Raw genomic sequence first — 24,618 nt, 5'->3', positions numbered from 1 at the left:
GAGCCTCAGCGGAACTCGACGAGACCCGCCTGCGCGGCGGTGACGAGGATCTGCACACGATCACGCACGTGCCACTTCGACATGATGCGGCCGAGATGCGCCTTGACGGTGCCCTCCGACACGATCAGCGAGCGAGCGATCTCCGCATTCGACATGCCCTGAGCGAGCCGCTCCAGCACCTCGCGCTCACGCTCGGTCAGCTCCTCGAGAGTGCCGTCGCCACGCGCAGGCTCGGTATCGCGAACATGCTTGATCAGCAGCGAAGCGATCCTCGGCGACAGAGAACTCGCGCCGCTGTAGACCTCCCGCACGGCCGCCACGATGCTCGCCGCACTCGAATCCTTCAGCATGTAGCCCGACGCGCCCGCGCTCAGCATGGGCAGCACGGTGTCGCTGCCGTCGAGCGTCGTGACGGCGAGCACCCGCACCTCGGGCCACCGCTCCGCGATGACGGAGGTCGCTTCGATGCCATCCATCTCGGGCATCTGCACGTCCATCATCACGACGTCCGGTTTCTCTCGCTCCACTGTCGAGATCCCCTCGAGTCCTGTCTCGGCCTCGGCGATCACAGTGATCTCGGGGTCGCGCGACACGAAATGGGAGAGCGCAGAGCGCACCAGGGGGTCGTCGTCGACGATCACAACACGGATTTCCGGCATGGAGGAAGCCTACCTGCGGCGAGCCGAAGAGCGAAGGACTAGACCTTTGGCTAGTGAGCTCTAGCCGAAAGACAGATGTGCACCGTTTTGAACACCGAGAAGATGAGTACACGACTTCACAAAAGACCAACTTCGGAGGTGAACAACTATGACTTTCTGGCAGGGTGTTGGTAAGTTCTTTGGCTTTACTCGCTAATCTACCTGGCGAATAGGAGATACTGAAGCATGGCTTATCGTCCGAAAGAAGATCGCGACACCAGCGCGATCCGGTTCGGACGCGGTGAGCGGCTGATCCCGATAGAACGGTTCTTCGTTCTCGCGATCCTGCTGACGATCCTGACCGTCGATGTCATCGGGTACTTCGTCCCTCCGGGGGTCGACCCGTTCGTCGCCGCGGTCGGAGTCGCCACGACGCTGTCACTGGGCCTGTATCTCTGGTCGCCTCTCTATGCGTCATGCGCGCTCGCTCTGGTGTTCGCGCTGTCGTTCCTGACGGGCAGTGAGTCCCAGGTACTGATCGCCGCCGCATTCGCGGTGGGGCTGATCATGCGCCTGGGGTGGAACGCCCTGATCCTTTCCTATGCCGCCCTCTTCCTCGTCGCGACCGCGATCGTCGCGTCCGTGGAGACGGACGGCCCCGTCAACATCAGTGTCGGGATCTTCCTCATCGGCGCAGCGGTGTCCGGCGCAGTCGGATACGCACTGCGCCTCGCTTTCGCCCGAGGGCGGAAGCTCGAGATCGAACTGGCCGAGAAGGCCGAGCAAGAACGTCAAGCAGTACTCGCCGAGCGGCGTTGGATCGCCGGCGAGCTCCACGACAGCATCGCGCACCACCTCACGGTGGTGTCCCTGCACGTGCAGATGCTCGACGATGACAGAGCCAGCGAATCGTCGCAGGAGGCGATCCGCATCGCCGCGCGCAAGGCCATGACCGATCTTCGCTTCGTGATCGACCTCGCCGACGATGGACCCCGCTCGACGGGCATGCCCGCCGGCGACCTTGCAGCCTCGATCGCCGAGGCGAAGGACGAACTGGAATCCGCCGGCCACTCCGTGCGCGTCGCCGGCGACCCCTCAGACGAGCGGATCCCGCGCGCAGCGGAGATCATCTTCGCGCGCATCATGCGGGAATCCGCCACCAACGCTCTGAAGTACGCCGGACAGGGTGAGATCGAGATCCTCCTCGACGTCACCGACGAGTCGGCTGCACTCACGGTGAGCAGCCCGCTGTCCGCCACCCCGCGCCGGGAGCTCTCGTCGAGCCGCACCGGCATCGGACGGATGGCCGAACGAGTGCTCGGCGCCAGCGGCGAATTCGATGCCGGTGAGGTCGACGGCCGCTGGGTCGTCGCCGCACGACTGCCCATCGCGCGTCAGGCGGTCCGTGCCGCGGCCGACGACCCGCCATCGGGGTCCAGCGCATCGGCCTCGGGCGAGGTAGAGTCGCAGACGGCAACACTCACCGCGGAACCGGTCCGTCTGAGAACTAGACGAAAGTCCAAGTAGGTCTCGACGTTCGACGGTGTTCCATGGTGCACCCGGCCGCTTACCTTGGGACTACCCCAGAAATAGCGCATCCCCAGCGCTGTGATCGCGAGCGCGATTCTTGGAATCTGATCCCCATCGCGCTCGCGATCGGCTTCTTAACGAAGAAGCTCATGCTCCGGCCTCGCACGTGGTCGTCGTGCGTCGATACGCCCGAGGCGGAGACCGAAACCCGCACCCCCTCGCTGACCTACCTGTCCTCCGCAGCCGCGTGATGTCGACGCCTGGATCCGCTCGTCCACCGCGCGAGATCCCGCTGAGCCGGAGGAGGGGCGCTCCCCGCCGCATGTGCATCCGCGCGGCATCCTGGTGATCCGCCGTCACCCCGCCGATCTGGTGATCCCGGCCGACGATGGGATGCCCGATCGACGCCAGACGCCCCGCGACCGAGACGTCGTCGGGTCTAGGCCGAAGAGCCGCCGTCAGCGGACCTCCGTAGAGAAGCGTCGCTCCGGTTTGGTCGGACGTCCATCCACCAGGCGCCTCCATGCGTCAGCGACGACCGCGCCGCCCTCGGGTGATCCGCAGCGCGGCGTCGATCACTCCGCGGCGACGCCGCGCCGGGGCCCCGCCGCACGGAGGCCCTCGGCGTGGAAGGCGAGCAGCCGCACTGCGGTCTCGACCGTCTCGTCGAGGATCTCATCCGGCTCGCCGGTGAGCGCCAGCATCCGATGTCCGATGCCTTCGGGGGTCGCCCATCCGAGGTAGACGGTGCCTGCCGGGTGCCCGCCGTCTGGACCGGGACCGCCTACTCCTGTCGTCGAGATGCTGAGATCGGCGTCGAACAGCTGCCTCGCGCCGTCGGCGAGCTGCTCTGCGCAGGTCGCCGAGACGGGATCGGTGCCCGGGGTCAGGCCCAGCACGCGCTCCTTGACGTCGGTGAGGTACGCGACGACACCGCCGGCGAACCAGTCGCCCGCTCCCTCTGCGGCGCCGACCGTGCTGGCCAGGCGCCCGGAGGTGAGGGATTCGACCACCGCGACGCGGAGTCCTCGTTCGGCGGCGAGCTCGCCCAGTCGCTGCAGCGCCTCGTCGACCGCGCTCACCGAGCGAAGTCCTCGGCGTGGCGGGCCTCGGCGTGGCGGGCCTCGGCGTGGCGGGCTTCTGTCGTCTTGGTGTCCTGCACGGCGGTCATGATGCGGTTCCTCCTCGATAGATCACGCCCCGAGCTGTCGTGTGCTCGAGGCGTGATCCCGACGTTAGAGGCGCCGTCCCGGCGGGCGAATGGGGATTGACAACGCCGCCGCTGAGAGGTCAGACCTGGTCGGCGGATTCCTCGTGGGTCTGGGCCTCGGACTCGATGGTGGCCTCGTCGGAGTAGTCGGGGCGCGGCGGCTGCAGAGGCTGGTCGGAGTACTCGCCGCCGAGGCGTCCGCCGTAGGGACGCCCATGGTCGGCGAATTCGTCGCGCGCGTAAACGAGAGTCCACGGGCCGACGGTGAAACGGGCACCGGTCCGCAGCGTCTGGCTGCGGTCGCCGGGGTGCGTCGCGTCGGCATCCGGGTTCGAGTTCATCTCGCCCTCGCCATGCAGCTCGAGCACATACTCGTCGCGGTCGTCGTGCGTGATCGTCGCGTGTACGGGATCGGAGTCGGCGAGGCGGAGGTCGGCATCGGCCGCGGAGCCGATGCGGACGACATCGGACTCGAGCGCGAACTCGGAGCGCTCGTCGTCACGCGTGACGCGCAGACGGGGGTTCCCTGCGCCGAACTCGGCATGCGTGGTGGTGGGCGCGTAGCCCTCGTCTGAGCGGTCGTCGATGTGCCGTGCGTTCATGGTCTGGCCTCCTCGGGTCGAGAATTCGACCCTACGCGGTGCGATCGACGCTGTCAGGGGGTTGACTTCCGTCGGCCCCGTCCACCGCCCGGTCTCCCTCTGCCGAGTCCCCCTCAGGTCGGCTGCGCGTGGCCGACCCGGCCGTCAGCTCGGCCGGGGGCACCAGGTCCTCCGTCAGCAGTGTGATGCCTCCGCTGCTGTTCGCCGAGTTCGCCATCGCCGCGATCCACTCGGCGCGCAATTCGATCGATTCGGGGTGATCGAAGACGAACCGCAGCGGGATGGACGGATGGAGCCAGATCGTGGTGCGTCCGGGAGCGCCACCCGCGGGATGCGCCCAGCTGAGGGTGAAGCTCTCGTTGCGACGGAGCTTCGTGGAGACGACGACCTTGAGGTGAGCGAGTGCGCGGTCCTCGATGTGGATCGGATTGTCCGCGCCGTCGTAGTAGATCAGACCCATGCCGTTCACGGTACGCGGGTGGGCGCCACGGCGACAGGCGTACTCTGGAAGGGACCGTGCAGTGCGGGCAGGAGAGGGCGGGATGGGCAAGTTCATCTACGAGGGCAGCGTCAAGAGTGAGATCGAGGACAGGGCGCTCACGCACCTGCAGCTCGTGATCACGGCGAAGCTGCGCCGCGCCGAACCCTTCCCGTTCAGCTGGCGAGAGGACACGAGCGTCGGCGGTGGCCGCACCACCGTCTGGATGCAGCCTGGCAGCTCTCTCGTGTTCAAGTACTTCGGCAGCCGTCAGCCCTCGATCAACCGCGCCTGGATCGAGGCCCTCGCGTTCACGGCGAACTCGCCGGGCGGGCTCTATCTCGTGCCGGAGCCGCTCGAGGGCGCCGCGCCACCCAACGGGTCCGGAGAGGTCGGCACCGCGCCCCCCGCGTGACCCCCAGCGGCAGGGCGTGATGTCAACCCCCTGCCACCGCTGGGCGACGCCAGCGAGTCTCGACGGACACCCATCGAGAGGAGCGAGAGCGCCATGGCCGAGAACACCACCGACCCCCGCAGCGAGCATCGCGAAGAAGGATTCCCCGGGCAGGAGCAGGACCAGCCGGGGTTGACCGCACACACCCGCCCCGATCCCGACCACGGTGAAGACACCTACGTCGGCCACGGTCGCCTCGCCGGGCGTCGAGCCCTCATCACCGGCGGCGACTCGGGTATCGGCCGGGCCGTTGCGATCGCTTACGCCCGCGAAGGTGCCGACGTCGCGATCGTGCACATGCCGGAGGAGCAGGAAGATGCCGACAGCACCCTCGAACTCGTCCGAGCGGAAGGTCGTCAGGCGCTGAGCCTCGCCGGCGACGTGCGCGACGAGGCGTTCGCGACCGAGATCGTCGACCGCACGCGGAGCGCGTTGGGCGGCCTCGACATCCTGGTGCTCAACGCGGCGTACCAGCACGACATCGAGAGCTTCGACACGCTCAGCACCGAGCGCCTGCGGCGGGTCTTCGACACGAACCTGGTGGGGATGCTGTTCACCGCGCGCGCCGCGTACCCCGACCTCGAGCCCGGTGCGAGCATCATCGTCACGGCATCCGTGCAGGCCTACGAGCCGTCTCCCGGTCTCATCGACTACGCCATGACGAAGGCCGCTCAGGTGGCGTTCGTGAAGGCGCTCGCCGAGGAGGCGGGCGAACGGGGCATCCGCGTCAACGCCGTCGCGCCCGGCCCGATCTGGACGCCGCTCATCCCGGCCACCGGATGGGATGAGGAGCGCCTCAACACCTTCGGAGACGACACGCCGCTCGGCCGCGCGGGACAGCCGGCCGAGCTCGCGGGCGCCTACGTCTATCTCGCCTCCGGCGACGCGTCGTACACCTCGGGAGCCGTGCTCGCCGTCACCGGCGGCAAGCACCTCTGACCCGGACCCCAGAAGCCAGACCCCAGGGCCACGGTGGACGGCACCGTGGCCCCGGCTCGTCCCCGCGCGGTCTCCGGGCGGGTACGTGCGGGCGTCGTCCGGTGCGGGGCGTCCGGGGCGTCCGGGGCGTCCGCGCCCTAGGCTTGTGTGGTGCAGCAGTCAGCGTCGTCCCGGCCCCTGATCGGCGTCGCACTCGTCATCGGGTCATGCCTGTCGCTGCCGTTCGGCGCCGCGATCGCCGCTCAGCTCTTCCCCGTGCTCGGTCCGTGGGGAGTCACGTCGATGCGCGTGGCGATCGCCGCACTGCTGCTCGTCGTCATCGTGCGCCCCCGACCGCGTCGATGGACGCGAAGCCAGTGGACCGCAGCCGCGCTCTTCGGACTGTCGCTCGCCGCGATGAACGCCTCGTTCTACGCGGCGATCGACCGGATCCCGCTCGGTCCCGCGGTGGCCATCGAGTTCCTCGGGCCGCTCGTGCTGGCCGCGATCCTCACGAGACGCCTCGCCGACGCCGCCTGGGTCGCGGTGGCGGTGATCGGCGTGGCGCTCCTCGCGGTCGACGGTCTGATCGGCTCCGAGCCGCTCGATCCTCTGGGCGTGCTGTTCGTGCTCGTCGCGGCCGGGTTCTGGATCATGTACATCCGGATGAGCGCGCGAGTGGGTGCCGTGATACCCGGCAGCGGCGGTCTCGCGATGGGACTCGTCGTCGCGGCGGTCCTGCTCCTGCCCGTCGGCGTGCCTGCTGCGATCACCGTGGCCGGCGACCTGAACCTCCTGCTGCTCGCCGCGCTCACCGCCGTCCTGTCGTCGGTCATCCCGTACAGCTTCGAGCTGGCGGCGCTGCGCCGACTGCCGCAGCGCGTGTTCGGCGTGCTGCTGAGCCTGGAGCCCGCGTTCGCGACGCTCGCCGGGTGGCTCGTGCTCGGGCAGTCGGCGACACCGCTGCGGATGCTGGCGGTCGCCCTGGTGGTGCTCGCTAGCTTGGGCACCACCCTGGGCGTGCGTCGTCAGCGTCGGCGCGACGAGGAGGGCCCGTTCACCGCACCGATCCCGCTGCCCGACTGATCCCCGTTCGGTGCAGGCAGCGGATAACGGCGACGCAGCAGCATCCGCTGCACGAGCGTCCATGCCACCGTGACCGTGAGGTAGAGCGCGGCGGCCAGGGGCACGAACGCGGCGAACACCGCGGTGAGATAGTGCAGCGCCCCCGCCACGCGCATCATCGCGGGGGAGTTCAGCGGCGACTCCTCCGCACCCTCGACCGGCACCGGCCGGAAGACCCGGCGCGAGACCTCGGCCACGGCCACGATGTGCGCGAGCAGCGCGCCGAACACGAGGAACGTCGCGGGGGTCGCGGTTCCTCCGAAGATCGCCGAGATGAGACTCGTCCCCAACGGCGCACCGAAGAGGTCGTGCGTGAGCAGGTCGTTCGGATGACCGGCGATCTCCGGGCGCAGGAACAGCGTATAGATGAGCCCGACGACGGGCGCCTGCGCGAGCACCGGCAGCATGCCTGCGAACGGGGAGGTGTTCTCGGAACGGTAGAGCTCCATCATCTCCTTCTGCAGCCGCTCGGGGTTCTTCTTATGACGCTTCTGGAGGGCCCGCAGGCGAGGGGCGAGTCGGGCCCGGATCTGCTCGGCCTTCGCCTGCGACACCCCGACGGGGATGAGCAGGGCCCGGACGAGCAGGGTGACGAGCACGACCGCGAGTGCGGCGGCGGATGCTCCGGCGAATGGTTCGACGAGGGTGGCGAGGCCGGCGAGAGCGCCGTAGGCGGCGTCGAGCAGGGCGGCGAGGGGCGGGAAGGCGAAGATGTCCATGGGAGTCCGTTCGTGTGTCGGGAGGGGTCGGCGAAGGCCGCGCGGTCCCGTACGAGAGACGGACTACGCGGCGGCGACGACTCCCGGCGCACGCGGACGGGGATGCCCCGCGGCATCCGGATCGCTCTGCCCGAGCAGGGTCGATGCATCGATGGCCCGCAGGGGATGCGGGGCGGTGCGGGCCGGCGGCGGAGCGACGGACAGCGCGACGACGATCGTGAGGGTGGTCAGCGCGATCACGGCGATCGCGAGCCCGAGGGTCGCGGCATCCGGCACAGCGATGAGTCCGAGCGCGGACGCGACGAACGACAGCATCTGGCTGAACCACTCACTCATGCGCGCCTCCCTCATGGCGAGGGTAGCATCGGCGATCGGGCGGATGCCGGGCGGGGCGCCCGCGTCCGCTCCGGGCGTAGCCTCGGAGTATGAGTGATCTGCGCGCGCTGTTCGGCATCGAGCATCCGATCGTCCTCGGCCCGTTCGGCGGGCTCTCGTCGGTCGGACTGACCGCCGCCGTCAGCGAGGCGGGCGGCCTCGGCGAATTCGGACTCTACGGCTTCGACGGCGACCGCATCCGCACGACCGTGGCGCAGCTGCGCGAGGCGACCGCGCGCCCGTTCGCGGTGAACATCTGGCTGCCCACCGGCGACGAGGTCATGCCGAACCCGCAGCACACGGTCTTCGCGCAGGCGCTGCAGCCGTTCTACGAGGCCGTCGGACTCGACGTGCCCGCCCGACCCGACCGCTACCTGCCGCCGCTCGACGAGCAGCTCGACGCGATCTGGGACGCGACCCCGCCCGTGCTCAGCGTCGTGTTCGGCGTGCCGTCGGGGGAGCTGATAGACGGGGCGCGGCGCCGCGGCATCCGCGTGATCGGCACCGCGACGACGGTCGCGGAGGCGGTCGCGCTCGCTGACGCGGGGGTGGATGCCGTCGTCGCCACCGGTCTCGAGGCCGGAGGCCACCGCGTGTCGTTCCTGAAGCCCGCCGAGGAGTCGCTGGTCGGCAGCTTCGCGCTGGTGCCGCAGGTGGTCGACGCGGTCGACCTACCGGTCATCGCGGCCGGCGGCATCGCCGATCGACGAGGAGTCGCCGCTGCCTTCGCCCTCGGTGCGGCGGGCGTGCAGGTCGGCACGGCGTTCCTCGCGACCGCCGAGTCGGCCACGACCGAGCCGCACCGTGAGGCCATCCGGGGCTCCGTCGCCGAGGGCACGGTGCTCACCAGGGCGATGAGCGGCCGCCTCGCCCGCGGTGCACGCAACCGGGCCGTGCGGGCGATCGAGGCCAGCGGCACGATCGCGCCGTTCCCGATGCAGAACTGGCTGACGGGAAGGTTCCGCGCGATCGCGAACGAGCAGGGCCTCGGAGAGCTGCAGTCGCTGTGGATGGGCCAGGCGGCGTCGCTCTCACGTTCGCGCACGGCATCCGAGGCCTTCGCGGAGCTGCTCGCCGGGGTGCCGCACCCCTGACTCCGAGGGCCGCCGGATCGCTACAGGATGACGGTGGAGCGTCCGTGCACGATCACGCGGTCCTCGGCATGCCATTGGACGGCGCGGGCGAGCACGAGGCGCTCGACGTCGGCGCCTCGGCGCTGCAGCTCCGCCGCCGATTCGGAGTGCGTCACGCGCGTGACGTCCTGCTCGATGATCGGGCCCTCGTCGAGGTCGGCCGTGGCGTAGTGCGCGGTCGCCCCGATGAGCTTCACGCCGCGCTCCTTGGCGCGTGCGTAGGGGTTCGCGCCGATGAAGGCGGGCAGGAACGAGTGGTGGATGTTGATGACCGGTGCATCGAGCTCGCGGATGAAGTCGTCGGTGAGGATCTGCATGTACCGGGCGAGCACCACGAGGTCGACGTTGCCGCGGAGCAGCTCCAGCTGACGCTGCTCCATCGACTCCTTGTCGCCGGAGGGGATGTGCACGAACGGCACACCGAACGAGCGCACGGCCTCTGCGAGGTCGGGGTGGTTCGAGACGACCATCGTGACGTCGATGTCGAGCTGGCCGCGCTGCGTGCGCCACAGCAGCTCCATGAGGCAGTGGTCGTACTTCGAGACGAAGATCGCCACGCGCTTGCGGCGGGCCGTGTCGTGCAGCGACCACTCCATGCCGAAGCGCTCGGCGACCTGCGCGAGGTCGGCCTCGAGCGCCGTGCGCGCGGCCGCAAGGCCGGGGAGGTGGATCACGGTGCGCTGGAAGAAGCGTCCGCCCTCGGAGTCGGTGGAGTGCTGGTCGAGCGAGATGATGTTCGCGCCGTGCCGTGAGAGCACACCGGCGACGGCGGCGACGATGCCGGGCTGGTCGTCGCAGGCGATGAGCAGGCGGGCGGTGTCGGGCTGGGGCATGGAGACTCCTCGGGGTGTGCATCGATTCTGCCGTGCCTGCGGTCCCTCGGGCGAATCGCGGCCCTACCCTGGAGGGATGGACGAGGTCGCGCCGCGCGCATCCCTGCTGCTCGCCGACGCGCGGAGGGCTCTCGTCGGCGCCCCGCGGGAGGGGCTGGGCGAGGAGAAGGTCTCGCGCTGGCGCGGTCGGCGCATCGTGCGGGTGGGCGAAGCCTGGCACCTCGGCGTGCTGCTGCTGACAGACGCGCACACGCTCGCCACGGCCGAGGTCGTGCGTGCTGCCGACCCCGGTCGCCGCGGTTACACGGCGGAATCCGCGCGAGCGCGGGCCGAACGCCGAGGTGAGGCGCTGCGCGGCGGATTCGCCGAGGGCGAGGTCGCGCACGTCGGCTGGTCGGCGATCGACGTGGAGGCCGTCGACGCCGGAGGGGCATCCGGGCCGCTCGCCGTCGTCGACGGGGTGGTCTCGGTGCACTGGAGCACCGCCGGCGGATGGATGCCGCTGGAGGCATATCTCCGCGAACGCGTGGAGCTCCTGAGCCCCGGTCGTTGAGCGAGGAGCGCTGCGACGGGATGAGACGCGTTGCGCTGCGGGGGTCACCGCGTGTCGCCTCGCTGCGCTCAACGACCAGGGGTGCGCCGAGTCAGCCCGCGAACGTCTCCGCGAAGCGCCGCAGCAGCGCCGCGCCCTCGGTGACCGATGCCGCGAGCACCTGTCCCTGGACGAGATCGAACTCCTCGGGATCGAAGTACCCGGTCGTGCGGTAGAACGTCATGCGGTCCGCGAAGTCGCGCGGCGTGGGCTCGGGGTGGAACTGCGCCGCGTAGAGGTGGGTACCCACGCGGTAGGCCTGCACCGGGCAGATCTCGTTCGTCGCCAGAAGCTCGGCGCCCTGCGGTACCGCGACCGCGCTCTCCTTGTGCGCAGTGAACACCGTGAGGGCGGGGGCGCTCGGACCGAACACCGGGTCGGAGCCGCCCGCGACGGTGGTGCGGATGACCGTCGCACTCGCGGCCTCGGGCGTGGCGGTGGTCACCGTGCCGCCGAGCATGCGCGTCACCACGCCGATGCTGAAGCAGGTGAAGAAGCCGGCGATGTCGCCGTCGATCGCGCGCCGGGCGAGGCTCTCGAGGTCGGCCTCGACCCGCAACTGCTCGGGCGTCTTGCCGTCGTCGGTCACGTTGAACGGCGATCCGCCGACCACGACGCCGCGGTAACGGCTCAGGTCGACGGTGTCGAGGCGCTTCGTGAGGAGATCGAGACGGTCGACCGCGTCGACGCCCAGCGCACGTCGGAACGAGGCGTGCTCGGCATCCGCCGCCCCGAGTTCGGGACGCACGCAGACGTAGAGAAGCGAGACCACCACGAGAGTCTAACGAGCGGTGGGGGTGCCTCCGGACCCCCCGTCACCGGGAGGAGTTGGTCGTGCGACCCCGCACGATGCCCACGAAGGTGTCGACGTCGTCGGTCGTGCGGTCACGCGACCACGCCAGCGCCACTGTCGAGGTCGGTCCGTCGACGAGAGGGCGGTGGTCGACGTCCTTGCGCCGGTGGAGTCGCGCGAGCGACATCGGCACGATCACGATGCCGGTGCCCGCAGCGGCTGTCGCGACCGCGTCGACGGTGGTCAGAGCGGCGAAGCGCGGTGCGACGGTGCCTGGCACGTCGATCCGACCGAGCACGTCGTCGGAGAGCGGGATGATCACCTCGCCGGCGAGGTCGGAGGCCGTCACCTCGTCGGCGGCTTGCAGGTGCGACTCGATCGCGGCGACGACGACCGGGGTCTCTTCGTAGAGGGGGATGATGTGCAGGCGGTCGTCAGCCAGGGGCAGGCGCACGATCACGGCGTCCAGCGTCTCGAGGGCGGCGCGCTGATCGGCGACCTCGACGGGAACAAGCTCGAGAGGCACGTGCGGCATCCGCTGCTTCCAGGCGTCGATCCACTTACCGGGGGTGGCGCCCGGAATCGCTCCGAGGCGGAACGTCCGTGGCTCCTCGCTCTCGGGAGGGGCGGCGTCGAAGACCACTTTGGCGGTCTTGCGGGGCGGCTTCGGCGGTGGGAACCGCTGTGCGGGGGCGGCCTTGTTCCGGCGCGCCGGAGAACCCTTGCCGGAGCCGCGCTGCGGTCGTCGTCCCTGGGTGGCCATGGGGTCCAGGGTACTCGGCGGGGGTGGCCCGCCGAGTCTGACGGACTCAGGCGGCGAGCCAGAGCCCCTTCGGGTTGGTGGCGATGGTCAGACCTGCGGCCACCGTCTCGTCGTCGCCGATGCGCGCGCCGCGGACGATGCGCGCTCCGGCTCCGATCTCGGTGCGGACGCCGATGTAGGCGTTGTCGCCCACGGCCGCTCCCTCACCGATGTGCGCGTGCGCCTCGATGTGCGCACCCTCGCCGATCACGGCATCCGGTTCGATCCATGCGCCGCGGGCGACGGTCGCCCCCGCACCCACTCGGGCACCGGGTTCGATGTAGGCGCCCGCTTCGATGTGCGCCTTCGGATGGACCTTCGCGCCGTGCGCGACGAGACCCCGACCGTTCGCGTGCTTGCGATACCGCAGCGTCGCTCCGCGGTCGTTCTCGATGTCGACGTAGTTCTTGCCCACTGTTCCTCCCGTGTTCCGGAGACTTCCGGATATATCAACAACCACAGGATGTTCGGATTCATTCCCCGGAATGGATGGGGGCTTGACATCAGCTCTGACAGATGGGGCACCAGAAGGTGATGCGCTCGCGGGTGGGATCGGCGCCGAGCTCGCCCTTCCTGATGAGGGTGCCGCATCGGCGGCACGGCCGCCCCGCGCGTCCGTACACCCAGGTGCCCTGACCCGGCCGGTCGACGCCCGTGAACGTGCGGTGGCGTCGGTCGCGGTTCGCCCGGATCGTGCGCACGCCCAGGTCGAGCAGCGCGGGCACGTCGACCTCGGGCGCCGGCGTCGTCGGCAGGACCCCGCGCAGGAACAGCAGTTCTGCGGCGTATTCGTTGCCGAAGCCCGCCACGTTGCGCTGGTCGAGGAGTGCGACATGGATGCTGCGGTCGTCGGCGCTCACGCGGCGCGCGGCCTCGACGGCATCCCAGTCCGGGCCGAGCGGGTCGGGCCCGAGGTAGCCGACGAGTTCCTCTTCGTCGCGCGTGGGGACGACTTCGATCTCGGCGAGGTCGATGCCGACCGCATCGCGTTCGGCGGTGCCGACGATCGCGCGCACCTTGAACGCCGGATGCCGCCACCTCTCGCCGTGCCGGTAGACCAGCCAGGCGCCGTCCATGCGCAGATGCGAATGCAGGGTGGTGTCGCCGATGCGCAGCAGAAGGTGCTTGCCTCGCGCGACCGACGCGACCACGGGCTGCCCGGTCAGGTCCACCGTGGCGAAGCGCGGCACGCGCAGGTCGAAGCGGGTCACCTCGGCGCCCACGATGGCCTCGTCGAGGCGGCGCGCGGTGCGGAAGACGGTATCGCCCTCGGGCATCAGACGCCTTCCGTGGCAGGACGGGCGGGCGGCGGAGACAGGGGAGCGGCCCCTGCCCCGGGCGAGGGAGGCGGAGGCGCGATCGGCGTGCGGTCGAGCATGCTCCGGGCGAGCACGGTCGCTCCGGCCACGGCCGCCGGCATGACGGCGACGGCTCCCCCGGGGACGAGGAAGCACAGCTGCGTCGCCGCGCCGAACCCGAGGACCCGTGCGCGGCTGCCCTGGAACAGCGCTGCGCGGTCGGCCGGCGTCAGGTCGCGGGCATCGAACGCGCGCCCGGTGAGTTCGCGAGCGAGCACCCGACCCGAGAGCAGCACGCCGACGATCGGTCCGAGGATGCCGCCCACGAGGGGGATGACTCCGAGCAGCAGCACCACGACCGCCACGAGCACGCCCAGGAGGACCAAGCGGATGCCTTCGCCCAGCGCCGACCAGAAGCCGCCGCCGTCGGACGCGGGCGGGTCGCCGAGATCGGCCTCGACCGCCCGCCAGATGCGCTGATAGAACGGGTCGCCGATCGCGAGAGCGAGCGCACTGAACACGGCACCGGCGAGAGCGAGGGCAGCCGCGAAAAGCACGATGCCGACCGCACCCCGGAACAGATCCCGCCACGGTTCGGCCCACCCGTCGGCGAAGGGCGTGATCCAGTCGGCGATCGACCAGAGGGAGAGTGCCAGCGGGATCAGGGCAGCCAGCAGGAGGACACCGGCGACGACCGCCGGTACGAGGCCGAGTGCCATGAGCCCGGGGCGTCGCCGCCATGTGCCGAAACCGCGGAACAGCATGCGGACGCCTTCGCCGAACTCGCGGATCATGCGTCCAGCCTAGGAGACGGGCACCCCGACGATCTCGCTCGCGATCGAGAGGTCGACGTCAGTGAGGGATGCCGCGCGGTGCACGCCTCTCGGGAGGGGTGCGCGCCTCTTGAAAGGGGTGCGGTCGCGAGCTCCGACGACGAGCGGGGGCACACGGCCGCGGGCGCGTTCAGATCGCCTTGCGCAGCGAGTAGCCGCGCGGGGTGGCGACGAAGCCCGCCTCCTGCAGCGCGGTGGCGAGCGCCGTGCCGTAGACGCCGTCACCGTCGACCTTCTCGACCGTGAGCGTGTCGAGGCGCCGCGCGCGCGACGTCGCGGCCAGGTCGGCGGTGGCCGCGCGCAGGATGTCTGGATCGTCGGTGAACGACAGCACGGTCTTGCCGCCGCGTTCGAGGTACAGCACGAGCGACCCGTCGACGAGCACGACGAGTCCGCCGGCCTTGCGGCCTGGGCGATGCGATACGCCGTCTCGCTTCGGCCAGCCGAGCGCGGCGCCGTACGGGTTCGCGGGGTCTGTCGCTGCGAGGGTCGTCGCGGCGAGCGGCGGCGGGTCGGCGAGGCCTGCGAACGTGCGCAGGCGGTCGACCGTGGCGGACGCCGCGAACTGGGCGGCGCCGAGCTTCTCGATCACGTAGCCGCGGCGGCAGTGGCCCGCTTCCTCGAACCCGGCGAGCACGCGGTAGGTCTGGGCGAAACCGCCTGGCACGCCCTCGCTCTGCACCGCGCCCCTCGTCACGACGCCGTATCGGTCAAGCAGGAGCCCTGCGGTGACGGTCGCGCGGCGCGCGGCATCCGTGTCGATCGTGGGGAGAAGCGACCAGCGCCCGCCGACCGACGTGGGGCGCGGGGTCGATCGGGCGAGCGACATGCCCCGGTATGCGCGGGTGCGCGGTGCGCGGCGGGTCACGCGGTGGGCCTGGGACCCGCCCGCGAGGAGCGAGCGGATCGGGGCGAAGGTGTCGTTGGTCACGCGCCCCGACCACGTCAGCGACCACAGGGCCTCGAGCACGGACTGCTCGTTCTCGGCGCCCGCCATGTCTCTGAGCTGCGAGGCGAAGTATGCGCCACCGGCCTGCAGGGCCTCGAGCACGCGCGCCTCGAGCGAGTCGGAGGCGATCTCGTCGTCGGGCTCGGGCAGCGTGAACGGTGCGAGATCGGCCGGGTGCAGCGACACCCACCCGTCGCGACCAGGCAGCGTGCCGTGACCCGACCAGATGACTTCGCCCGCCGCCGTGAGCTCGTCGAGCAGCGCGGGGGAGTAGTCGCGCACTCGGGAGGGCAGCACGAGCGACTCCCAGGCGCTCGCCGGCACCGGCACTCCCGCGAACTGCTCGATCACCGTGAGCACACCGTCGAGGCCCTCCAGCGGGCGGGTCAGATGCTGCCAGTCCGGGAGGAACCGCGCGTACGCCTCCGGCGAGACCGGCTCGACGCTGCCGCGGATCGCCGCGAGCGAGCGCATGCGCAGTCGCCGCAGCACCTCGGTGTCGCACCACTCGATGTCGGAGCCGCTCCCGGATGCCTCGGGCAGGAAGTAGCCGCTCGTCAGGCGCCCGGCGTGTTCGAGCCGCTGCAGGGTGTGCCTGGCGACGGCGGCGCCGATGCCCAGGCGGGTGGCGAGAGCCTCTGTCGTGAAGGGGCCGTGGGTGCGGGCGTATCGGGTGACGAGGTCGCCGAGCGGGTCGGCGAGGGGCTCGAGGAAGGCGACGGGGATGCCGGTCGGCAGCGCGGCGCCGAGGGCATCGCGCAGTCGGCCGGCGTCTTCGATGCCGGCGACGCGGGTCGTGCCGGCGATGGTCACGGGGATCGCCCGGCGAGCGGCGACGAGGGCGTCCAGGTGGGCGGCGGCCTCCTCCCTCGTCGCGTGGACGGAGGCGGCGGTGGGCTCGGCGGGCTCGGTGGCGGTGTCAGCTGCCCCGCCCTGCGCGCGAGGTGAGGCCGTCGCGCCCTGCGCGCGGGGTGGGTGCGTCACGCCCTGGGGCGCTGGTTCGAGCCGGAGCGCCACCTCATCGGCATCCATCGGCCCGAGCATCCTGAGCAGGTCGGCGACACCTTCGAGCCCGCGCACGCGGCGTTCGGGGTCGAGGCGCTGCGCTTCCCGCTCGAACTGCGCGATGACGGCGGGGTCGAGGAGCTCGCGGAGTTCGACCGTGCCGAGCAGTTCGCCGAGCAGCGCCGGGTCGACAGAGAGCGCGGCGGCACGGCGCTCGGCGAGCGGGGAGTCGCCCTCGTACATGAAGGCGCCGACGTAGCCGAACAGCAGGTCGCGGGCGTAGGGCGACGGCTGGCCGGGCTGGGTCTCGACGAGGCGGATGCTGCGGTCGGCGATGGAGGTGGCGAGCCGCCGCAACGACGGCAGGTCGTAGACGTCCTGCAGCACCTCGCGCAGCGTCTCGAGGATCACTGGGAAGGTCGGATGCCGGCGTGCGACCTCGAGCAGTTGGGCCGACCTCTGCCGCTGCTGCCAGAGCGGCGTGCGGCGGTTGGGGTTCGTGCGGGGCATGAGCAGCGCGCGCGCAGCGCACTCGCGGAACCGGGAGGCGAACAGGGCCGACCCGCCGACCTCCTGGGTGACCAGCTGCTCGAGTTCATCGGGGTCGAAGACGAACAGCTCAGCGCCCGGGGGATCGGTCTCGGCGTCGGGAAGACGCACGATGATGCCGTCGTCGCTCGCGACCGCCGACCCCTCGACCCCGAGTCGCTCGCGGACGCGGGCGTTGATGGCGAGAGCCCACGGGGCGTGCACCTTCATGCCGTAGGGAGAATGCAGGATGACGCGCCAGTCGCCGACCTCGTCGTGTCCGCGTTCGACCGTGAGGGTGCGGTCGGTGGGCAGCGTTCCGGTCGCCTCGCGCTGCTCGGTGATGTGGGCCATGAGATTGGCGCGGGCCTGCTCGTCGAGTCCGGCGTCGATGAGTCGCTGGGTGGCCTTCTCAGGGCTGGCCGACGACACCTCGCGCGAGAACCTGCCGAGCGCCTCGCCGAGCTCGAACGGGCGACCGATGCCGTCGCCGTGCCAGAACGGCACCTTGCCCGGCTGTCCGTAGGCGGGGATCACGTTGACGCGGTCATGCGTGATCTCGGCGATCCGCCAGCTGGTGGTGCCGAGGGTGAACACGTCGCCCACGCGGGACTCGTACACCATCTCCTCGTCGAGCTCGCCGACGCGTGCGCCGGTGCTCTCCCCGGCGACGAAGACGCCGAAGAGTCCCCGGTCGGGGATCGTGCCGCCGCTCGTGACGGCGATGCGCTGAGCGCCCGGCCGGCCGGTGAGGATGCCGGCGTCGCGGTCCCACACGAGTCGCGGCCGCAGCTCGGCGAACTCGTCGGAGGGGAAGCGGCCGGCGAGCAGGTCGAGGGTCGCCTCGTAGGCCGAGCGGGGCAGCGACTGGAACGGAGCGGAGCGCCGCACGGTCTCGTACCACTCCTCGACGCTGATCGCACCGAGTGCGCTCGCCGCGACGGTCTGCTGCGCGAGGATGTCGAGCGGGTTGCGTGGCACGTTGATCGCCTCGATCTTGCCCGCCAGCATCCGCTCGGTGACGATCGCGGTATGCAGCACGTCGCCGCGGTGCTTGGGGAAGAGCGCCGCGCGGCTGATCTCGCCGACCTGGTGGCCCGCCCGACCGACGCGTTGCAGGCCGGAGGCCGCGGAGGGCGGGGCCTCGACCTGGATCACGAGGTCGACGGCGCCCATGTCGATGCCGAGCTCGAGGCTGCTCGTCGCGACGACGCAGCGGAGGACGCCGGACTTCAGCTCCTCTTCGACCTGCGCGCGCTGCTCCTTCGAGACGGAGCCGTGGTGCGCCTTGGCGAGCACGGGATCGGCGCCGGCGGTGGCTCCGGCCTGCGCCATCGTGCCCGCCGGCACGGTCGCCTCGGGGAGCGGGACACCGATGCGCTCGGAGTAGATCTCGTTCAGCCGGCCCGTCAGGCGCTCGGCGAGACGCCGCGAGTTGGCGAACACGATCGTCGAGCTGTTCTGCAGGATGCGGTCGACGATCGCCTCTTCGACGTGCGGCCAGATCGACCCCGTGACCTCGGTGTACTCGGCGGATCCGTCGTCGGCGGACACAGCGGCGGCACCCGGCGGCGGAGGCGGGTTCGTCATGTCCTCCATGGGCACGACGACCCCGAGCTCGAACGTCTTGGACGCCGGGGGAGCGACGATCTCGACCGGTGCCGCTCCACCGAGGAAGCGGGCGACCTCGTCGATCGGTCGTACGGTCGCCGACAGGCCGATGCGCTGCGCCGGTTCGTCGTGGCCGTGGGTCTGACGGAGCGCGTCGAGTCGCTCGAGGCTCACCGCGAGGTGGGCGCCGCGCTTCGTGGCCGCGACCGCGTGCACCTCGTCGATGATGACCGTATGCACGTCGCGCAGCGTCTCGCCCGCACGGCTCGTGAGCATGAGGTACAGCGACTCCGGTGTGGTGATGAGGATGTCGGGCGGATCGGCGACGAGTTTGCGCCGATCGCTCGAGGTCGTGTCGCCGGACCGGACGCCGACCGTCACCGCCGGGGCAGGCATGTTCAACCGGCGGGCCGACTGACCGATGCCGATCAGCGGTGACCGCAGGTTGCGCTCGACGTCGACGCCGAGAGCCTTCAGCGGGGAGATGTAGAGGATGCGGGTACGCGACGCATCGGCATCTTTCTGCGTCTTCTTGCTCTGCGTCTTCTCGTTCTGCGTCTTCCTGCCCGGCGTGCGCGTCGTGCCGGGCGCCTGCGCCGCCTCGGCGACGGGCTCCGCCACCGCGCCCGCCGCGATGCGCTCGCGGAAGACGCTGTCGATCGCCCAGAGGAAGGCCGACAGCGTCTTGCCCGAACCGGTCGGCGCGACCACGAGAGCGTGCTTGCCGGCCGAGATGGCCTCCCAGGCACCCGCCTGAGCGGGGGTGGGCGCGGTGAAGGCCCCGCGGAACCAGTCGTGGGTGGCGGGGGTGAAACGGTCGAGCACGTCGCTCATCCCTCCATCATGACCCCGGCCACCGACATCGGGCTCCGGATTGTCCGACCCCCGGAGCATGCTGTAGGCATGGCGACGCACACCACCGACTACCGCACCACGTTCATCGAGGTCGCAGACGACTGTCCGACCGACCACGCGCAGGAGCCGCCGACGGGCGAGCAACCGACGATCGCGGCTCTGCACTACCGGCTGATCACCGAGAGGCCGTACGGACGAACGTCGGACGACGTGATCTTCGAGACCCATGCGCTGCGTCAGGGTATCGACCCCGGCGATGCGGCGGCGCGGGAGGCGTTCTTCTCGAAGGGGCAGCCGTGCCTGCGTTCCTCCCCGCTCGGGAAGCGCTATGGCTGGGGCATCGACCACGACGCCGATGGTCGGGTGGCGCTCGTACCGCGAGAGTCCGACGAGTATGCGCTGCGGGCCGCCGACCCCGCGATCGCGCACACGAAGGCGATGCGGAGCCGGCGGGTGTGAGGCGGAGCCGGCGGGCGTGAGGTGTACCCGGCGGGCATGAGGTGGAGCCGCCGGGCGTGAGGCGCAGCCGGACCGGCGCTGCCGGGGCGGCGTGCCTCAGTCGACCTGCTGCAGCCTCCCCTCGCCGTCGAGCTCGAGAGTCAGGTCGAGGTCCAGCCGCCCGAGGAACGCGTCGTCGTGGCTCACGACGAGCACACCGCCCTGATACGCCTTCAGGGCGTCGACGAGTTGGTCGACGGTGTCGATGTCGAGATTGTTCGTCGGCTCGTCGAGCAGCACGAGATGCGGTGCGGGGTCCGACAGCAGCAGCGTGGCGAGCGCGACGCGGAATCTCTCCCCGCCCGACAGCGCGGCGACCGGACGATCGGCGGTAGCCCCGCGGATCAGGAAACGCGCCAGTCGGTTGCGCAGCTCCTTCTCCGGAACCTGTGGTGCGGCATCGGCGATGTTCTCGAACACCGAGCGCGTCTCGTCGAGTCCGTCGACCCGCTGCGGCAGGTACCCGACGCGCTCCGTGAACGGGAGCGCCCTCAGCGGACCCCGCACCCGGTGGTGCACGAGATCTTCGAGCAGGGTGGTCTTGCCTGCGCCGTTGCGTCCGATCAGCGCGACCCGCTCCGGGCCCTGCACGACCCATGAGCGCTCGCCGTCGCCGATCTCGGCGAGCCGGCGGGAGGGTGACACCTGCGGATCCGGCAACTCGATCTTCATCGAGGCATCCGAGCGGATGCGCCGCCCCGCCTCGTCGAGCGATGCCCGGGCGGCATCCTCCTTCGCGCCGACCTCGGTGCGCAGCCGGCCTGCAGACACCTCGGCCGCCCCGCGCCGCCCGTGCGCGATGATCTTCGGCACGCGCTTCTCGATCTCGGCCTTCTTCGCGGTGCGAGCACGGTGCGCGAGCTTGACCTCCGCCTCGATGCGCTGGCGTCTCTCCTTGCGGAACTCCTGCTTCGCGGTCGCCTCGGCCTGCCGTGCGGCGTCCTGCTCCGCATCCAGCCAGGCGCGCCACTGCGAGTACGGACCGCCGAACACGCTGAGCGTCTGCGCGTAGAGCTCGGCGGTGTCGTCCACGAGCTCCAGCAGCGACAGGTCGTGGCTCACGACGATCAACGTGCCCTTCCAGGCGCGCACCAGCGAGGCGAGCGTGGACCTCGCCTCGCGGTCGAGGTTGTTGGTCGGCTCGTCGAGAAGCGTGATGGGCGCTCGACGAAGGCGGATGCCGGCGATCGCGACGAGCACGGCTTCGCCGCCCGAGAGCTCTCCGACGCGTCGATCGAGGAACTCCGGAGCGAGTCCGGCGTCGGCGAGGGCCACTTCGGCTCGCGCCTCGATGTCCCACTCGTCGCCGACCGCGTCGAAGTGAGCAGGGTCGACGTCGCCTACGCCGATCGCGCGCACAGCGTCGAGCGCTGTCGCGACGCCCAGCAGGTCGGCCACGCGGCGGTCCACGTCGAGGGTCAGCTGCTGCGGGAGGTACGCGACCTCGCCCGTCGTCGTCACGGTTCCTGAGGTGGGAGCGAGCTCGCCGGCGATGAGCCGCAACAGCGTGGACTTGCCTGCTCCGTTGCGGCCCACGAGGCCGGTGCGGCCCGATCCGAACGAGCCGGACACGGAGTCGAGCGCCGTCGATCCGTCGGGCCAGGCGAAGGTCACGCGGTCGAGCGTGACGGATGCATGAAGGGTGGGGGTGGTCATGGGGTCTCCTGTCGAGTGCGGGGTGCACTGACACCGGTCGCCCTGCTCCCGAAACGGGATCCCCCGGGGGAGACCGCGAGGGGCGGAGTCCGTCAGAACGACGGAGGGCGATGGTCGGCCGTGGAGTCGGCGATCGTCGGGTCAGCGCGCGGATGAGAGAGCGCGGAGGCGACGATTCAGATCAAAGGACTTCCAGACACGGCGGACAGGACTCACCGACGATACCCGGGCGTGTCGTGGCTGCGCAAGACCTCGCGTCCCGCGCCGGCCGGTCCGGATCCGACGATCGGGGGATGCCGGATGCCGGCGACGTCCGTACCGTGGAGTCATGGCAGATCGCGAACCCAGCCCCCAGGAGATGCGCACCCGGCTCGGCCTCGGTGCCGGCCTCGCGATCGGGATGGGCGTCGGCGTCGCTCTCGCCGTCTCGTTCGACAACTGGATCCTCGGGATCAGCATCGGCGTCATCATCGGCCTCTCGCTGTCGGCAGCGATAGGTCGGGGCTCGTGGCGGCGCCGCGATGCGCCGACGGAGGATGCGGGTGGAGCGGACTCCGACGGCATCGCCGATCCGGACGAGGCGACCGACGATCGGACGGACCCGAGCGGACCCGCCCCGCGCTAGCCCTTCGGCGCGCGCACGCGCTCCAGCCACTTGTCGAGGAAGGCGCGGACGTCGCCGAGCTCCTCCTCGGAGATGCTGTGGGTGAGACCGGTGTACACGCGCCCGGAGAGCTCGGAATGCGCCGGCAGCCACTCCGCCGTGTGCGCCACGAGGGCCGGCGGGATGACGTCGTCGTTCGTGCCGCGCCCCCAGAACACGTGCGGCCGGAGTTCGGCGAGCTCAGGGTCGCGAGAGAGCTCGCCCGGCGCGGCGTAGCCGCTCAGCGCCACCACGGCGTCGACGGTCTCGGGCGCGAGACGGAGACCCTGCAGAGCGACGGCGGCGCCCTGCGAGAAGCCCAGGAGGGCGACGGACGCAGCATCCTCCCGCGCGGACTCGAGCCAGTGCAGGAGGGCTCGGGCGGCCGTCGTCACCGCAGCCGAGCTGCGCCCGTCCAGGCCCTCGATCGGGTACCACGACCGGCCGGGCATCGGCCACGGCGGTGCGAGGGGTGCGGCGACGGACGCCACCGCGATGCCCTCGGGCAGGTACGGCACCAGGCCGAAGAGGTCGTGCTCGTCGGCCCCGTAGCCGTGGAGCAGCACGAGCAGCGGCGCATCCGTTCTCTCGCCCGTCGACCAGCGCGTGAGGGCGCCGTCGAGTCTCAGTTCCTCGCTCACCTCTCCATCCTGCCAGCGGCGTCCGACGTCGGCACGGGCCGTCGGATCGGCCGTCGCTGTCCGCTCGCGAGGGCGGCTGGTAGAAAGGACACATGGCCGTCCGCACACCTGATCCCGACCCAGAACCCGACGACGGCATCGGCGGGTTCGGCGACGCGAAGCCGCCGACGCCCGATGCCAACCCCGGCTGGCTGAGCGAATTCGAGCTCGAGGAGGCCCGTCGTCGCCTTCCCATGCTCTACGTCGAGGCGATTCCGGTGCGCACCGACGGCTCGGGGCAGGTCACCGAGATCGGCATCCTGCTCCGCTCCACTCCGATGGGCGAGATGACGCGCACCATCGTGTCCGGTCGAGTGCGCTTCGGCGAGACCATCCGCGATGCGCTGTTCCGCCACGTCGAGAACGATCTGGGGCCGATGGCCTTCCCGCTGCTGCCTCCGCAGCCGTTGCCGTTCACCGTCGCGGAGTACTTCCCGATCCCCGGTGTGAGCGCGTATCACGACGACCGTCAGCACGCGGTGTCGCTTGCTTTCGTGATCCCGGTGACCGGTACGTGCGAGCCGCGACAGGATGCCCTCGAAGTCACCTGGTTCTCGCCGGAGGCCGCGGCCTCCGATGCGGTCGCCGCCGAGATGGAGGGCGGCCGCGGCACGCTCATCCGCCAGGCGCTCGCGTACCTCGGCCTGTTGCGCTGACGCGCGCTGCACGCCGACGCCCCTGCTGAACGCCGAGGCCCCTGCCCGCTGACATCAGCAGGCAGGGGCCTCGGCACCGAACAGGGGCGTCGGCGATGCAGCCGAGGGGCCTCGTTCAGCTCGTGGTGAGACGCCCGAGCTCGGCGACGAACGCGTCGACGTCCGACTCGTCGGTGTCGAATCCGCACATCCAGCGGACCTCGTTGCGCGCGGCATCCCAGTCGTAGAAGCGGAAGCTCTCGCGCAGGCTGTCGGCGATGCCGTCGGGGAGTGCGGCGAAGACGCCGTTCGCCTGAGTCGGCTGGGTGAAGGTCACGCCTGCGATCGATCCGTCCGAGATGCCCGCTTCGATCGACCCGCGCAGCCGCTGCGCCATCGCGTTCGCGTGCCGGGCGTTGCGCAGCCACAGGTCGCCGTCGAGCAGCGCGATGAGCTGCGCCGAGACGAAGCGCATCTTCGACGACAGCTGCATGTTGAACTTGCGCGAATAGGTGAGACCGGTCGACGCCTCGGGGTCGAGCACGACGATGGCCTCGCCCAGCATCGCGCCATTCTTCGTTCCACCGAAGCTCAGCACGTCGACGCCCGCGTCACGGGTGAAGGCGCGCAGCGGCAGGTCGAGCGCGGCGGCGGCGTTCGAGATGCGGGCGCCGTCGAGGTGCACCGTCATCCCGCGCTCGTGCGCATGATCGGCCAGGGCGCGGATCTCGTCGACGCTGTACACCGTGCCGAGCTCGGTCGACTGGGTGATCGACACGACGAGGGGCTGCGCGCGGTGCTCGTCGCCCCATCCCCATGCCTCGCGGTCGACGAGCTCGGGGGTGAGCTTGCCGTCGTCGGTGGGCACGGCGAGGATCTTGAACCCGCCGATGCGCTCGGGCGCCCCACCCTCGTCGACGTTGATGTGGGCGGAGGAAGCCGCGATCACGGCGCCCCAGCGCGGCAGCATCGACTGCAGGGCGGTGACGTTGGCACCGGTGCCGTTGAACACCGGGTAAGCCTCGACGCCCTCGCCGAAGTGTGAGCGGAAGACCTCCTGCAGACGCTCGGTGTAGGCGTCCTCGCCGTAGGCGACCTGGTGCCCGCCGTTCGCCTCCGCGATGGCCGCGAGGACCTCGGGGTGGATACCGGAGTAGTTGTCGCTGGCGAAGCCGCGGATCGCGGGATCATGCTGAATGCTCACCGGTCAAGCCTAATCGTCGCC

At 70.8% G+C, this 24,618-nt stretch carries 24 protein-coding genes and 1 pseudogene; 9 read left to right on the top strand and 16 right to left on the bottom strand.

What is annotated here, in order from left to right:
• Window positions 1–5 precede the first annotated feature (5 nt).
• Complete coding sequence (locus FSY98_RS04750; protein ID WP_260857279.1) at window positions 6–659, bottom strand: response regulator transcription factor; 654 nt, start codon at window positions 657–659, stop codon at window positions 6–8.
• Between the two features lie 225 nt (window positions 660–884).
• Between FSY98_RS04750 and FSY98_RS04745 the strand changes: the two genes are divergently transcribed.
• Window positions 885–2,165: a sensor histidine kinase gene (locus FSY98_RS04745; RefSeq protein WP_144874418.1), complete on the top strand. Its 1,281-nt coding sequence runs from the start codon at window positions 885–887 to the stop codon at window positions 2,163–2,165.
• Window positions 2,166–2,743: 578 nt separating this feature from the next.
• On the opposite strand, the gene FSY98_RS04740 is transcribed toward FSY98_RS04745, so the two are convergent.
• The 3 genes and pseudogenes from FSY98_RS04740 to FSY98_RS04730 all read right to left on the bottom strand — a co-directional run.
• A complete protein-coding gene (locus FSY98_RS04740) occupies window positions 2,744–3,250 on the bottom strand; it encodes a CinA family protein (protein ID WP_144874417.1) in 507 nt (168 codons plus the stop codon).
• A gap of 208 nt (window positions 3,251–3,458) precedes the next feature.
• Window positions 3,459–3,980, bottom strand: a complete 522-nt coding sequence (locus tag FSY98_RS04735; RefSeq protein ID WP_144874416.1) for an FHA domain-containing protein — start codon at window positions 3,978–3,980, stop codon at window positions 3,459–3,461.
• Window positions 3,981–4,134: 154 nt separating this feature from the next.
• A pseudogene (locus tag FSY98_RS04730) lies at window positions 4,135–4,440 on the bottom strand (hypothetical protein); the annotation flags it as partial.
• 82 nt (window positions 4,441–4,522) lie between these two features.
• On the opposite strand from FSY98_RS04730, the gene FSY98_RS04725 reads away from it, so the two are divergent.
• From FSY98_RS04725 to FSY98_RS04715, 3 genes are all read left to right on the top strand, one after another.
• Window positions 4,523–4,873 (top strand): ATP-dependent DNA ligase, encoded by a 351-nt coding sequence (locus FSY98_RS04725; RefSeq protein ID WP_144874415.1) that lies wholly within the window; start codon window positions 4,523–4,525, stop codon window positions 4,871–4,873.
• Between the two features lie 93 nt (window positions 4,874–4,966).
• Window positions 4,967–5,851: an SDR family oxidoreductase gene (locus FSY98_RS04720; RefSeq protein WP_144874413.1), complete on the top strand. Its 885-nt coding sequence runs from the start codon at window positions 4,967–4,969 to the stop codon at window positions 5,849–5,851.
• Window positions 5,852–6,001: 150 nt separating this feature from the next.
• Window positions 6,002–6,916, top strand: a complete 915-nt coding sequence (locus FSY98_RS04715; RefSeq protein WP_144874411.1) for a DMT family transporter — start codon at window positions 6,002–6,004, stop codon at window positions 6,914–6,916.
• On the opposite strand, the gene FSY98_RS04710 is transcribed toward FSY98_RS04715, so the two are convergent.
• Entirely contained in the window at window positions 6,859–7,674 is an 816-nt protein-coding gene (locus FSY98_RS04710) for a membrane protein insertase YidC (protein ID WP_144874409.1), read from the bottom strand. The genes FSY98_RS04715 and FSY98_RS04710 overlap by 58 nt on opposite strands.
• A 63-nt stretch (window positions 7,675–7,737) precedes the next feature.
• Window positions 7,738–8,010, bottom strand: coding sequence for a DUF6412 domain-containing protein (locus tag FSY98_RS04705; protein ID WP_144874407.1), 273 nt, complete (start codon window positions 8,008–8,010; stop codon window positions 7,738–7,740).
• An 89-nt stretch (window positions 8,011–8,099) separates the two neighbouring features.
• On the opposite strand from FSY98_RS04705, the gene FSY98_RS04700 reads away from it, so the two are divergent.
• On the top strand, window positions 8,100–9,143 hold the full coding sequence (locus FSY98_RS04700; protein ID WP_144874405.1) for a nitronate monooxygenase family protein: 1,044 nt from the start codon (window positions 8,100–8,102) through the stop codon (window positions 9,141–9,143).
• A 20-nt stretch (window positions 9,144–9,163) separates the two neighbouring features.
• Here the strand turns inward: FSY98_RS04700 and purU are convergent, their stop codons facing one another.
• Window positions 9,164–10,015: a formyltetrahydrofolate deformylase gene (purU, locus tag FSY98_RS04695; protein ID WP_144874403.1), complete on the bottom strand. Its 852-nt coding sequence runs from the start codon at window positions 10,013–10,015 to the stop codon at window positions 9,164–9,166.
• A 76-nt stretch (window positions 10,016–10,091) separates the two neighbouring features.
• Between purU and FSY98_RS04690 the strand changes: the two genes are divergently transcribed.
• Entirely contained in the window at window positions 10,092–10,568 is a 477-nt protein-coding gene (locus FSY98_RS04690; protein ID WP_144874401.1) for a glutaminase, read from the top strand.
• 91 nt (window positions 10,569–10,659) lie between these two features.
• On the opposite strand, the gene FSY98_RS04685 is transcribed toward FSY98_RS04690, so the two are convergent.
• The 6 genes from FSY98_RS04685 to FSY98_RS04660 all read right to left on the bottom strand — a co-directional run bounded on the left by FSY98_RS04685 (window position 10,660) and on the right by FSY98_RS04660 (window position 19,260).
• Window positions 10,660–11,379: a glutamine amidotransferase-related protein gene (locus FSY98_RS04685; protein WP_144874399.1), complete on the bottom strand. Its 720-nt coding sequence runs from the start codon at window positions 11,377–11,379 to the stop codon at window positions 10,660–10,662.
• A gap of 43 nt (window positions 11,380–11,422) precedes the next feature.
• Window positions 11,423–12,163: a LysR substrate-binding domain-containing protein gene (locus FSY98_RS04680; RefSeq protein ID WP_144874397.1), complete on the bottom strand. Its 741-nt coding sequence runs from the start codon at window positions 12,161–12,163 to the stop codon at window positions 11,423–11,425.
• Between the two features lie 46 nt (window positions 12,164–12,209).
• On the bottom strand, window positions 12,210–12,617 hold the full coding sequence (locus tag FSY98_RS04675; protein WP_144874395.1) for a DapH/DapD/GlmU-related protein: 408 nt from the start codon (window positions 12,615–12,617) through the stop codon (window positions 12,210–12,212).
• Window positions 12,618–12,705: 88 nt separating this feature from the next.
• The gene (locus tag FSY98_RS04670; protein WP_144874393.1) at window positions 12,706–13,479 is read right to left on the bottom strand and encodes a DNA-formamidopyrimidine glycosylase family protein; all 774 of its coding nucleotides are present in this window, start codon (window positions 13,477–13,479) and stop codon (window positions 12,706–12,708) included.
• Window positions 13,479–14,294, bottom strand: coding sequence for an EI24 domain-containing protein (locus FSY98_RS04665; protein WP_144874391.1), 816 nt, complete (start codon window positions 14,292–14,294; stop codon window positions 13,479–13,481). The genes FSY98_RS04670 and FSY98_RS04665 overlap by 1 nt, the downstream gene beginning before the upstream one ends.
• A 169-nt stretch (window positions 14,295–14,463) precedes the next feature.
• The gene (locus FSY98_RS04660) at window positions 14,464–19,260 is read right to left on the bottom strand and encodes a DEAD/DEAH box helicase (protein ID WP_144874389.1); all 4,797 of its coding nucleotides are present in this window, start codon (window positions 19,258–19,260) and stop codon (window positions 14,464–14,466) included.
• Window positions 19,261–19,329: 69 nt separating this feature from the next.
• Between FSY98_RS04660 and FSY98_RS04655 the strand changes: the two genes are divergently transcribed.
• Window positions 19,330–19,740 (top strand): DUF6157 family protein, encoded by a 411-nt coding sequence (locus tag FSY98_RS04655; RefSeq protein ID WP_144874387.1) that lies wholly within the window; start codon window positions 19,330–19,332, stop codon window positions 19,738–19,740.
• Window positions 19,741–19,836: 96 nt separating this feature from the next.
• Here FSY98_RS04655 and FSY98_RS04650 read toward each other — a convergent pair whose 3' ends face one another.
• Window positions 19,837–21,435 (bottom strand): ABC-F family ATP-binding cassette domain-containing protein, encoded by a 1,599-nt coding sequence (locus FSY98_RS04650; protein ID WP_144874385.1) that lies wholly within the window; start codon window positions 21,433–21,435, stop codon window positions 19,837–19,839.
• A gap of 328 nt (window positions 21,436–21,763) precedes the next feature.
• Here FSY98_RS04650 and FSY98_RS04645 point away from each other — a divergent pair, with 328 nt between their 5' ends.
• Window positions 21,764–22,060 carry a hypothetical protein gene (locus FSY98_RS04645; protein WP_144874382.1) on the top strand — a complete coding sequence of 99 codons (297 nt, stop codon included), beginning with the start codon at window positions 21,764–21,766 and terminating at the stop codon, window positions 22,058–22,060.
• On the opposite strand, the gene FSY98_RS04640 is transcribed toward FSY98_RS04645, so the two are convergent.
• Window positions 22,057–22,719 (bottom strand): alpha/beta hydrolase, encoded by a 663-nt coding sequence (locus FSY98_RS04640; protein WP_144874380.1) that lies wholly within the window; start codon window positions 22,717–22,719, stop codon window positions 22,057–22,059. The genes FSY98_RS04645 and FSY98_RS04640 overlap by 4 nt on opposite strands.
• A gap of 92 nt (window positions 22,720–22,811) precedes the next feature.
• On the opposite strand from FSY98_RS04640, the gene FSY98_RS04635 reads away from it, so the two are divergent.
• The gene (locus FSY98_RS04635; RefSeq protein WP_144874378.1) at window positions 22,812–23,414 is read left to right on the top strand and encodes a DUF4916 domain-containing protein; all 603 of its coding nucleotides are present in this window, start codon (window positions 22,812–22,814) and stop codon (window positions 23,412–23,414) included.
• A 115-nt stretch (window positions 23,415–23,529) separates the two neighbouring features.
• Here FSY98_RS04635 and FSY98_RS04630 read toward each other — a convergent pair whose 3' ends face one another.
• The gene (locus tag FSY98_RS04630) at window positions 23,530–24,597 is read right to left on the bottom strand and encodes a low specificity L-threonine aldolase (protein WP_144874376.1); all 1,068 of its coding nucleotides are present in this window, start codon (window positions 24,595–24,597) and stop codon (window positions 23,530–23,532) included.
• Window positions 24,598–24,618: the final 21 nt, after the last annotated feature.

Origin of the sequence: Microbacterium sp. 1.5R (assembly GCF_007667425.1) — a bacterium.
Taxonomy (GTDB): domain Bacteria; phylum Actinomycetota; class Actinomycetes; order Actinomycetales; family Microbacteriaceae; genus Microbacterium.
This window is presented reverse-complemented; position numbering and strand designations above follow the sequence as displayed.